Below are 12,396 nucleotides of genomic sequence, written 5' to 3' on the forward strand. Positions count from 1 at the left end.
ACGATGGATTTAAAAAAGACCAATGCTCCAGTAAGTTCAATTACGTACAACCGTAATGAAATTGATGCGCCAACAGGAAATATCTATGAGGCCATCTCTGTTATTGCAAGAAGAGCGGAACAAATAAATACAGACATCCGTAGAGAACTTGTTGATAAGTTGGAAGAATTTGCAACTTACAATGATAGTCTTGAAGAAATCTTTGAAAACAAAGAGCAGATTGAAGTGTCTAAATTTTATGAAAAATTACCAAAACCTCACGCGTTAGCAGTTCAGGAATGGTTGGATGATAAAATTTATTTCAGAAACACTGAAGACGATATTACAGAAGCATAATTAAGATGTCAATTTTAAGCGGCAAACATATACTCCTTGGCATTACTGCCGGTATTGCTGCTTATAAGACAGCAAACCTAGTCAGGTTATTTATAAAAGCAGGCGCACACGTAAAGGTCGTGATGACGCCTGCTTCTAAAGACTTCATTACACCTTTAACACTTTCCACTTTATCTAAAAACCCAGTATATTCTTCATTTGTCAATGACGATGATGAAAACGCTATATGGAACAACCATGTGGAGTTGGGATTGTGGGCAGATCTATTTATCATTGCTCCAGCCACCGCAAATACCTTGGCAAAAATGGCCAACGGTGTTTGTGATAATTTATTAATGGCTACTTATCTCTCAGCCAAATGTCCGGTATATTTTGCACCTGCGATGGATTTGGACATGTACAAACATCAGAGTACCAAAGCGTCTTTTAAAATTCTAAAAAGTTTTGGTAACACTATGATTCCAGCCACTAGCGGTGAACTTGCAAGTGGGTTAGTGGGAGAAGGCCGAATGGCTGAACCTGAAGATATCGTGTCATTTATTGAACAAGATGTATTAGACCAATTGCCTCTTAAAGGTAAAAAAGTATTACTTACAGCTGGTCCCACTTATGAAGCTATTGACCCCGTTCGATTCATCGGGAATCATTCCAGTGGCAAGATGGGATTTGAAATTGCCAAGGCTGCCGCTAATTTGGGTGCTGAGGTTATTCTAGTTTCGGGACCTACGCACGAAACCATATCGCACAGTCTTATAAAAGTTATTAAAGTGACCAGTGCAGCACAAATGTACGCTGCAGCTCATGAACATTTTGAATCTGTAGACATTGCTATTCTTTCTGCAGCCGTGGCGGACTATAGACCAAAACATGTGTCGGAAACTAAGATCAAAAAGAAAGATCCCTCCTTCAGTATTGAATTAGAAAAAACCCAAGACATTCTCAAGTCTTTAGGACAGCTCAAGTCACATCAATTTTTGGTAGGATTTGCTCTAGAAACGAATAATGAATTGGAGAACGCAAAAGGAAAATTAAAAGCCAAGAATTTAAATTTAATTGTATTAAATTCGTTAAATGATGACGGTGCAGGCTTTGGAGGTGCCACTAATAAAGTGACCTTTATTACCGATACTCAAGACATCATTGCTCACGACTTAAAGTCAAAAGAAGACGTGGCCACAGATTTAATGAAGCAAATTATAAAGCAAATCCATGCGTAAATTTATTCTTATACTTTTTTTAGGATTAACGTCAATGACGTTTTCTCAGGAGTTAAATTGTAATTTGGTCGTAAATGCGCAGCAAACCGGGAACGAGAATGTGCAGGTTTTTAAAACTCTAGAACGTCAGTTAAATGAGTTTATCAACAATACCCAATGGACCAATAAAATATACGGACCACAGGAACGCATTGAATGTAATATGGTCATTAATGTGATGGATTATAATAGTGATACCTTTCAGGCCACCATTCAAGTACAATCTTCAAGACCTGTTTTTAATTCTAGTTATAGTACGCCTGTTTATAATTTTAACGACCGGAATTTTACTTTCCAATATTTAGAATTTCAAAATTTGGTGTATAATCCCACTCAGTTTGAGTCGAATCTCGTATCCGTATTGGCATATCATGTTTTTATGATTTTGGGTTTGGATGCTGATACTTTTGCATTGAACGGCGGAGACCCTTATTACCAACAAGCGCAGACCATTACTAACTATTCCCAACAAGGAAATTTTAAGGGATGGAAATTAGAGGACGGACAGCAATCGCGATTCGCCCTTATTGATAATATTCTGTCGCCTACGTTTAAAGAGTTCAGAACTGTTATGTATGATTACCACCGCAACGGATTGGACCTCATGGCTGAGAATGACAAAAAGGCAAAAGAAACTATTGCCGATGTTTTTGATGATTTGTCAACAATGAACAATAGACGTCCCAATTCCTTTTTAATGCGGGTTTTTTTTGATGCTAAAGCCAATGAAATTATGGATATCTTTAGCGGCGGACCTAAAGTGAATGTGACAGGGATCAAGGATGTTCTCAATAAAGTAGCACCTACACATGCTGTCAAATGGCGTGCAATTAAGTTCTAACCATCCTTTTTTGATTTGCCCAGGTTGGCGTTGTAAAAATTTTATATTAACTCACTCAAACCTCAAACCTCAAACCTCAAACCTCAAACCTCAAACCTCACAATGCTTAAAGCTCTTTCCATAAAAAATTATGCGTTAATTGATAGTCTTCAGGTGCAGTTCACTAACGGATTGACTATTATAACTGGAGAAACTGGTGCAGGAAAGTCGATTCTTTTAGGAGGCCTATCCCTTATTTTAGGAAAACGCGCAGATTTGAGCAGTGTTAAAAATCCGTCAGAAAAATGCGTGATTGAGGCCACTTTTGATCTTGCGAACTACAATTTAAAATCGCTATTCGAAACCGAGGATTTAGATTACGAACCCCAAACCATTATCAGACGGGAAATTCTTCCTTCAGGAAAATCGAGAGCTTTTGTAAATGATACGCCCGTAAACTTAGACAGTCTTCAAGTATTAGGGGCGCATTTGTTGGATATCCATTCTCAACACCAAACGCTGCAGTTGACCAATGACGATTTTCAATTTCAGGTCATAGATGCCTTGGCTAGCAACAGCAGTTTACTCCAAGATTATGCCAAACAATTACAACGTTTTAAACGTGTAAAGACCGAATTAAAAAAACTACAAAACCAGAAAATTGAAGCCGCCAAAGCGCTGGATTATAACTTGTTTTTACTTAAAGAATTGGAAGAAGCCAATTTGGTAGACGGTGAGTTGGAAGCTCTAGAAGAAGAATACGAAACACTCAATAACATTGAAGAAATAGGGCAGCGTTTAACCACTACTCATGAATTATTGGGCAATGTTGAAATAGGAGTCGTCACCCAGCTGACGGAAATTAAAAATCAATTGTCTAAATTGGCGCCTTATGCTGCCGATTATAAGTCAGTGGCCGATCGTGTTGGCAGCAGTTTAATAGAATTGGACGATATATTTGCCGAAATCGAAGCCCTTCAAGAGGCCTTAGAAGCAGATCCTAACCGATTGCAAACCGTCAATTCAAAACTTCAGGTTATTAATAACTTGTTGCAGAAACACGGGGTAGCGGAAGTTGCTGAATTGATTCAAATTAAGAATGACCTCACTGAAAATGTAGCGGTAACTGAAAATTTGGACAGCGTTATTGCCGACACAGAAAGTGAATTGTTGACGGTAGAAAACCTGCTCAATTCTTACGCATCCAAACTACAAAAGAATCGGGCAAAGGCTATTCCAGGTTTAATTAAGCAATTGGAAGTGCTTTTGGATACTTTAGGGATGCCAAACGCGCGCTTTAATGTGGAATTGACCTTGTCTGAAACTTTTTTAAGCAACGGAAAGGATGATCTGAAGTTCCTCTTTTCTGCCAATAAGGGCGGACAGTTTAATGAACTCAAAAAAGCAGCCTCGGGGGGTGAGCTGTCGCGAATAATGCTCGCTATAAAATCCATTTTAACCAATTACACCCACCTTCCGACGATTATGTTCGATGAGATTGACACGGGGGTTTCTGGAGAAATCTCCAATAAAATGGCGGCCATCATGCAACAAATGAGTACAACGATGCAGGTATTTACCATTACTCACTTGCCTCAAATTGCGGCTAAAGGCGACACCCATTTTAAAGTCTTTAAGGAAGATGTCAATGAGGTGACCCAAACCCAATTGAAACGCTTAAATCCTGAAGAACGTGTGGTTGAAATTGCACAAATGCTTGGCGGGCTCGATATGTCAAGTTCGGCCATAGAACATGCAAAGCAGTTGTTGAATTAAAAAATGCGGTAAAATCTACTGTTTTAAAACGATCAGAAGGGGTAGAAGCATTCATATAATTGAAGATTTTCAAATCAAAAACGAGCAATACGTTCAAAGTTTTATTAACTTTGATTCATCAATTGCATAGCATTAAATAAAAAACAATCAGAAACATGGCATACAACTTATTAAAAGGAAAACGAGGAATAATTTTTGGAGCTTTAGATGAGAATTCAATTGCTTGGAAAACTGCAGAACGCGTGCATGAAGAAGGCGGAACTTTTGTTTTGACCAACGCACCAATTGCAATGCGTATGGGACAAATTGACCAATTGGCAAAAAAGACCGGCTCTGAAATCATTCCTGCGGATGCTACATCTATAGAAGATTTAGAAAATTTAGTTGCTAAATCGACAGAAATTCTAGGCGGTAAAATCGATTTTGTATTACATTCCATAGGCATGTCTGTCAACGTCAGAAAAGGAAAACATTATACAGATCAAAATTACGACTGGACACAAAAAGGAACTGATGTTTCTGCAATGTCTTTTCATAAAGTAATGCAAACACTTTACAAAGCTGATGCGATGAACGAGTGGGGTAGTATTGTAGCCTTAACCTATATGGCTGCACAACGCGTGTTTCCTGATTACAATGATATGGCAGATAATAAAGCATATTTAGAAAGTATTGCACGTAGTTTCGGCTATTTCTTCGGGAAAGAGAAAAAAGTAAGAGTCAACACCATTTCACAATCGCCAACCCCTACAACTGCAGGCCAAGGTGTAAAAGGATTTGACGGATTTATAGCCTATGCCGATAAAATGTCGCCTTTAGGAAATGCCACGGCTCTAGACTGCGCCAATTACACCGTCACCTTATTTAGTGATCTTACAAAACGCGTCACCCTGCAAAACCTCTTTAATGATGGTGGTTTTAGTAATATGGGCGTGAGTAACGAAGTGATGGAAGCCTTTGTAAGAGAATAAATGCTTTATACCTTATAGAATACCTAAAAACCCTTTCCTACTTTGAAAGGGTTTTTTATTTATAGCCTGATGCATCTAAATTCTTAAATTTACCTAGCGAAAGTGCGCTCACATTTGTGATCGGATTCGTTACCTTTGTGTGTTATGGAGACCTTGCATTTTTCATTTATCATCCCTGTTTATAACAGACCTGATGAAATTACCGAACTTTTGGAAAGTTTTACAAGACTGAAAGGTAATGTGGCCTATAGCATTTACATTATTGAAGATGGCTCTACACGAACCTCAGAAGAGCGTATCAAACACTTTGATAAATTGCCTGTTTACTACTTTTACAAAGAAAATTCAGGTCCTGGAGATTCAAGAAACTACGGCATGTCTCGAGCTCAAGGTAATTATTTTATCATTCTAGATTCTGATGTTTTACTTCCTGAAGACTATCTTCTAGTGGTCTATGAAAGACTTATGGCAAATTATACGGATTGTTATGGTGGTCCTGATGCAGCCCATGCCTCATTTTCAAAGCTTCAAAAGGCCATTAATTTCACTATGACTTCAATACTAACGACAGGAGGTATCCGAGGCGGCAAGGCATCAGAGAAGTTTCAGCCCCGAAGTTTTAATATGGGGCTTTCCTTAAAAGCCTTTAAAGCTACCGGAGGGTTTGGAACCATTCACCCTGGTGAAGATCCTGATTTGTCATTAAGGCTCACTATTTTAGGGTTTAAGACACAACTCATTAAAGAAGCCTATGTGTATCATAAAAGACGCATCTCTTGGTCCAAATTTTACCAACAAGTTCATAGATTCGGACTGGTAAGACCGATATTAAATTTGTGGCATCCAACATCTGAACGGTTAATTTTTTGGATGCCAACCCTGTTCTCTCTCGGATTCTTACTTAGTTTGGTGTCGTATATCTTTGGTGTAGAATGGTTGTTGTACATTTATATGCTTTATAGTGCGATCGCCTTTATCATGGCGCTATTCAGTACAAAAAGCATAAGCATTGCAATCCTGGCCGTAATGGCAATATTTGTGCAATTTTTTGGTTATGGTTATGGCTTTCTTAAATCGACTATAGCACTTAAAGTATTAAAAGAAAATCCCCAACAAAGGTTCCCAAAATTGTTTTTTAAACATGTTCGATAAACTTAAAACACAGCTCTCCAGATCTCTAAAAAGCAGAAAATTAAATGTTTTCGGAGCTTTTTTCGTATTGTCTTTCTGTTTTTGGGCCTTAACTAAGCTTTCCAAAAGTTATACAGAAACCATTGTGTTTGAGATTGTCTATAAAAATGTTCCCGAGCAGCATCATGTTGAAATTGACAGTTCGAAGAAAGTAAAAGTGGGAGTGAAGGCCTACGGGTTTAACCTATTGAGATATTCGTTTTTCAAACCCACTTTGCAAATAGATTTTAAAACAGATGTTTCACTTAAAAATAAAACCTACATCTGGAATGCCAAGCAGAATGTCGCTAAGATCAATGCAAAGTTTAAAAATTCGGTAGATGTTTTGTCCATTCAACCTGACACCTTGCGCTTTCCTTACCAATCCTTAGCGGTTAAGAAGGTGCCTGTAAAAACCAATGTGTCCATTGGGTATGCTTCCGGATATGATATGTCTACAAAACTTCAAGTATTTCCTGACTCTGTGAAGATAATTGGATCAAAAAAAATGATTGCAAAAATCAACGAAGTCACCACCAAATCCTTGGAGTTGAAAAACGTTAACACTAATATTGACAAATCGTTGCAAATTGAACTCACGGATGCATTAAAGCAGTTGAAGGTCTCTAACAAAAGTGTAACGGTAAAAGGCCTTGTTGAAAAGTTTACCGAGGGGACGTTTAACGTGCCGGTCACGATTATCAATTTGCCAGCGGATACCAATATCAATTATTTCCCTAAGACCATTCCCGTGGCCTACAATGTGAGCTTGAACAATTATAAATTGGTTAAAGCGTCAGACTTTAGAGTGGAATGCAATTTTAAAGATATCAATAATACTGAAAAATCATTTCTAATTCCCAAATTGGTAAAATTGCCAGAAACTGTTAAAAGTGCACGTTTAAAACAGCATAAAGTCGAATTTATTCTAATGCAATAGGCTATGAAAATCATCGGAATTACGGGAGGAATTGGAAGTGGTAAAACCACTGTTGCCAAAATGTTTCAAGATTTGGGTGTCCCTTTATATATTGCTGACGATAGAGCCAAGCATTTGATGAACACTTCTGAATGTATAAAAAAAGAACTTACAGCATTATTTGGCAAAAATGCGTATAATGATGCCCAATTGAACCGTGCTTATTTAGCTTCTAAAATTTTTGAAAATGCAGAGCTCTTAAAGCAGATGAACGCTATTGTGCACCCCAGAGTAGGTGAGGATTTTAAACATTGGCAGGCCGCTCAGAGCGCGCCTTATGTTTTAAAAGAAGCTGCCGTGATTTTTGAAAATGATCTTGCTGGACAATTCGATTTTATCATTACCGTAATTGCTGATTTGGATATACGAATTGAAAGAATCATCCAAAGAGATCAAACTACGGAAGATAAAATCATGGCGATTGTCAAAAATCAGCTATCTGATGATGAAAAAGCGAAAAACTCAGATTTTGTGATTACTAATCACGATTTGGATCAGACTAAGGAACAAGTGCATATAATTCATCAATATCTTCTAAAAACCTTTGCCAAAAATTAAATCTTTATAATGTGTTAAGGTAAGGTTAAACCAAGTTAGTCCTAAATGTTAAAATCTTAAATTTGACTGATGGGCAGAAAGCTATTCATTTTGTTAGTGATTCTGATGAGTTTGTCGCTCATTGGAATAATTTTCGTACAGATTTATTTTATAGATAACACCCTTACCAACGAGAAACGACAGTTTACGTTAAACGTAAAACGTTCCTTAAGTAATGTTTCTAAACTTGTTGAAGATAGGGAGTTTAAGTTGTTTAGCGATAAGTACCAGGAAATGTTAAACAGCGGCAAGAGTCCGGACACTACCAATATCAGAGGTATTCTTTTATACAGTTATGATGATGTTTCCAACGAAACAACCATCTATCAAAATGGAATTCTTGAAGAAAGTTTTAAAGTGCCCTCTCTGTTCTTTGACATTGGAGGTTTAGACAGTTTAAACATCAGTCGCATTACCAACCAAAAAGAAATGAAAGTGTTTAAAAAGAACACTTTTGAAAACGCCATCAATATTGCGCCTGAAAAAACCATCTCAGAGTACCGCAGAATGGATGAGCTCGATAAAAAGATGTTTGAGATCAGCTATCGGGATTTGTTTAATAATTACCCGATCTATAAACGGATTTCTACCGCTGACGTAAAAACCTTTTTATCCAGACAGTTTAATGAAAACGGGATTGAGATTGATTTTGAATTTGCTATTTATGATAAGGATCTAGCAACCAAGGTGCAATCGAGTAATTTTGATTTAGATCCGGCAACAACTTATGGTGTACCGATGTTCTTGAACAATAACAATGAAAGTAATTTCAATTTGTATGTTAATTTTCCGGAGCGTCAAAAGTTTTTATGGTCATCAATTTTGACGATGACCGCGTTGTCGATCATTTTCACCTTAATCATTATTTTGGCATACACGAATGCCATTTATCAAATTATCAAGCAACGTCAGATTTCCCAAATTAAAACGGATTTCATTAATAATATGACGCATGAGTTCAAAACACCTATCGCCACCATTAATTTGGCTTTAGATGCGATGAAAAACCCTAAGATGATTAACGACAAGGAGAAAACCGCACGTTATTTGCAAATGATCAAAGATGAGAACAAGCGGATGCATGCGCAAGTTGAAAATGTATTGCGGATTTCTAAACTTGAACGCAATGAACTTAATATTAGTAAGGATAGGGTAAAGCTTCACGACTTAATTGAAGATGCCATTAGCCATGTCGAATTGATTGTTGAAGATCGAAAAGGGTATGTTAAGTGCGATTTAAAGGCTGAAAAGTCGTCTGTATTAGCCAATGAAACACACTTTACAAATGTGTTGGTCAATATTTTGGACAATGCGATTAAGTATTCTGACGATGCTCCAAAAATAGATGTCACTACAGAAAATGTAGGAAATAATATTATTTTAAAAATTGCCGATCACGGCAATGGTATGTCAAAACAAGTTCAGAAACGCGTTTTTGAAAAGTTTTATAGAGAACATACCGGAAACGTACACAACGTTAAAGGTCATGGATTAGGATTAGCCTACGTGAAACGTATGGTTGATGACCACCAAGGTCATGTAAGCGTCGAAAGTGAAAAAGGAAAAGGTAGCACTTTTATAATTAAACTACCATTAATATCATAGATTATGGAAGAACAAAACAAAAAGATTTTATTAGTAGAAGATGATCCAAATTTTGGAACCGTCCTAAAAGATTACCTGAATATGAACGATTATGATGTTGTTCATGCGAAGAACGGAATGGAAGGCTTTGAGAAATTTAAGAAGGATGATTATGATCTCTGCATCTTGGATGTAATGATGCCTTACAAAGATGGATTTACTTTAGCTAAAGAAATTAGGGAGAAAAACAGTGATGTTCCCATTATTTTCTTGACTGCGAAAGCGATGAAGGAAGATGTATTAAAAGGATATAAGGTAGGTGCGGATGATTATTTAAACAAACCGTTTGACAGTGAGGTGCTCTTAATGAAAATTAAAGCCATCATGCAACGCAAAGCTACGGATACAGTGGCAGACAGCAAGCAATTTGAATTTAAGATTGGTAATTTTGATTTGAACTCAAAATTGCGTTTCCTTAAATTTAAAGATGAAACTCCAGTTAAGTTGTCTCCAAAAGAAAACGAACTGTTACGCTTATTGGCCTTACATGAAAATGATTTGATGCCACGAGAACTGGCTTTAACGAAGATATGGAGAGATGACAATTACTTTACATCGAGAAGTATGGACGTTTATATTGCCAAATTAAGAAAATATTTGAAACCGGATGAGACTGTTGAAATTTTGAACATTCACGGTGAAGGCTTCAGATTGGTCGTTAATCGTAATGATTAAGTTGGAACTATAGCCATAAAAAAAGCCTATCATTACGATAGGCTTTTTTGTTTTAAAAAATTGAAGCGATTATATAACTCTTACGTTTACTGCGTTCAAACCTTTTTTTCCTTCTGTTAAGTCAAATTCTACAGCATCACCTTCACGAACTTCGTCGATCAAACCTGAAATGTGTACAAAATGCTCATTGTTGTTTCCTTCTTCAGTAATAAAACCAAAACCTTTAGCGTCATTGAAGAATTTTACGGTACCTTTATTCATAATAATATTAATGTTAATTAAGCGACAAAGGTAGAATTAATTAATTGAAAAACAGGTGTTTTCATTTTTTATTTAAATTATTAATTAATATACCGCTGAAGTTGACCGATTTAGTCCATGTTTTCTGTGATCGTTTCTATTATGGTTTCAGGAGAAGTGTGGTAATTGAACCAATGCGCTTCTTCATTCTTTTTAAACCAAGTTAATTGCCGCTTTGCGTATCGTCTGGAGTTTTTCTTAATTTCTGACACCGCAAAATCTAAAGGCCATTCGCTCTTTAAAAATTTGAACAGTTCACTGTATCCAACAGTACGAAGGGCATTTAAATGTTGCAAATCTTGTAGTTTTCTTACTTCTTCCAAAAGACCATCGTCCATCATGAGATCTACACGGGTATTGATCCTATTATAAATGGTCGCGCGCTCTGCCGTTAAGCCTATAGTGATGGTTTTAAAATCGCGGTTCGGTTTTTCTTTATTTAAAAATGTAGAATAGGGTTGGCCAGTGCCTATCGAAATTTCTAAAGCTCTGATCACCCGATGAGGATTGTCGATTGCGATGCTGTCAAAAGAAAGGGGGTCAAAGATTTTGAGTTGGTTTTGTAGATGCTCTAGGCCATGAGTTTGCAATGCCGTGTTCAGTGTCTCTCGAATTTGGGGATCAACCATTGGAAAATGATCCAAACCCTTGGTAACTGCATCTACATACAAACCTGAACCACCCACCATAACCACGATATCATGCGTATTATAAAGTTTTTTTAGGCTTTGTAGGGCATCCTTTTCAAATTCCCCCACGTTATAATCTTCTAAAATAGATTTATGATGGATAAAGTTGTGGCGCGCAGCTTTCAGTTCTTCAGCAGTGGGTGCAGCCGTACCAATTTGCATTTCTTTGTAAAACTGCCGCGAATCCGCCGAAATGATTTCAGTTTTAAAATGGTTGGCAAGAGCAATGCTGAGACTGGTTTTGCCAATAGCGGTAGGGCCAATAATACTGATGAGATACTTCTGATTCACAATTATAATTTAGTGGCTTAAGCGCGACCGTTTAAAATATGGCCACAATTGTAACAAAACTTGGCGTTGTCTTTATGCCGTTCCGCAGAACAATTGGGACACGCCTCCGTGTTCATATCCACTTGCGGTGGCTGAGGTATATGAGGAAAATGGCCTCTATGTTGCGACGCATATTCCGCAGATACAATTCCGGTAGGTACAGCGATAATTCCATACCCTAATATCATAATGATAGAGGCGATAAACTGCCCTATCGGCGTTACGGGAGCGATATCCCCAAACCCAACCGTGGTGAGCGTTACGATGCTCCAATAGACACTTACGGGAATGCTGGTAAATCCGCTTTGATCACCTTCAACAAAATACATGATGGTGCCAAAAATGACCGATACGATTAAAACCGTGAATAGGAACACCAAAATTTTAGCGCGACTCGCTTTTAGTGCATTGGCCAACATGTTTGAGGCTCCAACATACCTAGCCAATTTCAAAATTCTAAACACCCGTAGTAAACGTAGTGCACGTAGCGCAATAAGCACTTGGGTCCCCATAAAGATTAGAGACAGATATTTTGGAATGGTGGAAAGTAAATCTATAATCCCGTAAAAACTGAAAATATACTTTAAGGGCTTTTTAACCGAGATGATTCTCAGGATGTATTCTAAGGTAAAAACGATGGTCACTACCCATTCTGCAATGTTTAAAAAGTAATGGTACTTAGCATCAAACTCTTTGACACTTTCCAACATCACAAACAGAATACTGGCTATAATCGTAATGAGGAGAATAACATCAAATAGTTTGCCTGATGGTGTATCTGCTTCATAGATGATTTCATGAAGTCTGAACTTCCAATCCCTCTTATCCTTTTTATCCCGCATAAGTTCAAAAA

Annotated in this window: 13 protein-coding genes; 10 read left to right on the forward strand and 3 right to left on the reverse strand. The window is 37.4% G+C overall.

Features of this window, described 5'->3' with window-relative positions; all coding sequences use genetic code 11:
- Positions 1-3: 3 nt before the first annotated feature.
- The 10 genes from ES711_RS09480 (at position 4) to ES711_RS09525 (ending at position 10,224) form a co-directional block, all read left to right on the forward strand.
- Positions 4-336, forward strand: a complete 333-nt coding sequence (locus ES711_RS09480; protein WP_146892968.1) for a DNA-directed RNA polymerase subunit omega — start codon at positions 4-6, stop codon at positions 334-336.
- Positions 337-341: 5 nt separating this feature from the next.
- A complete protein-coding gene (coaBC, locus tag ES711_RS09485) occupies positions 342-1,553 on the forward strand; it encodes a bifunctional phosphopantothenoylcysteine decarboxylase/phosphopantothenate--cysteine ligase CoaBC (protein ID WP_146892970.1) in 1,212 nt (403 codons plus the stop codon).
- Positions 1,546-2,433, forward strand: a complete 888-nt coding sequence (porD, locus tag ES711_RS09490) for a type IX secretion system protein PorD (RefSeq protein WP_146892972.1) — start codon at positions 1,546-1,548, stop codon at positions 2,431-2,433. The genes coaBC and porD overlap by 8 nt, the downstream gene beginning before the upstream one ends.
- 102 nt (positions 2,434-2,535) lie before the next feature.
- Positions 2,536-4,188 carry a DNA repair protein RecN gene (recN, locus tag ES711_RS09495; RefSeq protein WP_146892974.1) on the forward strand — a complete coding sequence of 551 codons (1,653 nt, stop codon included), beginning with the start codon at positions 2,536-2,538 and terminating at the stop codon, positions 4,186-4,188.
- A 155-nt stretch (positions 4,189-4,343) separates the two neighbouring features.
- Positions 4,344-5,159, forward strand: coding sequence for an enoyl-ACP reductase FabI (locus tag ES711_RS09500; protein ID WP_146892975.1), 816 nt, complete (start codon positions 4,344-4,346; stop codon positions 5,157-5,159).
- 144 nt (positions 5,160-5,303) lie between these two features.
- Positions 5,304-6,311: a glycosyltransferase gene (locus ES711_RS09505; RefSeq protein WP_146892977.1), complete on the forward strand. Its 1,008-nt coding sequence runs from the start codon at positions 5,304-5,306 to the stop codon at positions 6,309-6,311.
- Entirely contained in the window at positions 6,301-7,269 is a 969-nt protein-coding gene (locus ES711_RS09510) for a CdaR family protein (protein ID WP_146892979.1), read from the forward strand. Before ES711_RS09505 ends, ES711_RS09510 begins: the two co-directional genes overlap by 11 nt.
- 3 nt (positions 7,270-7,272) lie before the next feature.
- Positions 7,273-7,866, forward strand: a complete 594-nt coding sequence (gene coaE, locus ES711_RS09515) for a dephospho-CoA kinase (protein ID WP_146892981.1) — start codon at positions 7,273-7,275, stop codon at positions 7,864-7,866.
- A 69-nt stretch (positions 7,867-7,935) separates the two neighbouring features.
- Complete coding sequence (locus ES711_RS09520; RefSeq protein WP_170245259.1) at positions 7,936-9,510, forward strand: sensor histidine kinase; 1,575 nt, start codon at positions 7,936-7,938, stop codon at positions 9,508-9,510.
- A 3-nt stretch (positions 9,511-9,513) separates the two neighbouring features.
- Entirely contained in the window at positions 9,514-10,224 is a 711-nt protein-coding gene (locus tag ES711_RS09525) for a response regulator transcription factor (RefSeq protein WP_146892982.1), read from the forward strand.
- A 69-nt stretch (positions 10,225-10,293) separates the two neighbouring features.
- On the opposite strand, the gene ES711_RS09530 is transcribed toward ES711_RS09525, so the two are convergent.
- The 3 genes from ES711_RS09530 to ES711_RS09540 all read right to left on the reverse strand — a co-directional run bounded on the left by ES711_RS09530 (position 10,294) and on the right by ES711_RS09540 (position 12,385).
- Positions 10,294-10,485 carry a cold-shock protein gene (locus ES711_RS09530; protein ID WP_133758549.1) on the reverse strand — a complete coding sequence of 64 codons (192 nt, stop codon included), beginning with the start codon at positions 10,483-10,485 and terminating at the stop codon, positions 10,294-10,296.
- A gap of 110 nt (positions 10,486-10,595) precedes the next feature.
- A complete protein-coding gene (gene miaA / locus ES711_RS09535; RefSeq protein WP_146892984.1) occupies positions 10,596-11,504 on the reverse strand; it encodes a tRNA (adenosine(37)-N6)-dimethylallyltransferase MiaA in 909 nt (302 codons plus the stop codon).
- A gap of 17 nt (positions 11,505-11,521) precedes the next feature.
- The gene (locus tag ES711_RS09540; protein WP_146892986.1) at positions 11,522-12,385 is read right to left on the reverse strand and encodes an ion transporter; all 864 of its coding nucleotides are present in this window, start codon (positions 12,383-12,385) and stop codon (positions 11,522-11,524) included.
- Positions 12,386-12,396 lie beyond the last annotated feature (11 nt).

It is taken from the genome of Gelidibacter salicanalis, from assembly GCF_007997285.1.
Lineage (GTDB): Bacteria > Bacteroidota > Bacteroidia > Flavobacteriales > Flavobacteriaceae > Gelidibacter > Gelidibacter salicanalis.

Bases quoted from the DNA above. Each gene is read 5' to 3' on its own strand.
- ES711_RS09480 (WP_146892968.1), top strand. From the start codon at position 4: ATGGATTTAAAAAAGACCAATGCTCCAGTAAGTTCAATTACGTACAAC.
- coaBC (WP_146892970.1), top strand. From the start codon at position 342: ATGTCAATTTTAAGCGGCAAACATATACTCCTTGGCATTACTGCCGGT.
- porD (WP_146892972.1), top strand. From the start codon at position 1,546: ATGCGTAAATTTATTCTTATACTTTTTTTAGGATTAACGTCAATGACG.
- recN (WP_146892974.1), top strand. From the start codon at position 2,536: ATGCTTAAAGCTCTTTCCATAAAAAATTATGCGTTAATTGATAGTCTT.
- ES711_RS09500 (WP_146892975.1), top strand. From the start codon at position 4,344: ATGGCATACAACTTATTAAAAGGAAAACGAGGAATAATTTTTGGAGCT.
- ES711_RS09505 (WP_146892977.1), top strand. From the start codon at position 5,304: ATGGAGACCTTGCATTTTTCATTTATCATCCCTGTTTATAACAGACCT.
- ES711_RS09510 (WP_146892979.1), top strand. From the start codon at position 6,301: ATGTTCGATAAACTTAAAACACAGCTCTCCAGATCTCTAAAAAGCAGA.
- coaE (WP_146892981.1), top strand. From the start codon at position 7,273: ATGAAAATCATCGGAATTACGGGAGGAATTGGAAGTGGTAAAACCACT.
- ES711_RS09520 (WP_170245259.1), top strand. From the start codon at position 7,936: ATGGGCAGAAAGCTATTCATTTTGTTAGTGATTCTGATGAGTTTGTCG.
- ES711_RS09525 (WP_146892982.1), top strand. From the start codon at position 9,514: ATGGAAGAACAAAACAAAAAGATTTTATTAGTAGAAGATGATCCAAAT.
- ES711_RS09530 (WP_133758549.1), bottom strand. From the start codon at position 10,485: ATGAATAAAGGTACCGTAAAATTCTTCAATGACGCTAAAGGTTTTGGT.
- ES711_RS09540 (WP_146892986.1), bottom strand. From the start codon at position 12,385: ATGCGGGATAAAAAGGATAAGAGGGATTGGAAGTTCAGACTTCATGAA.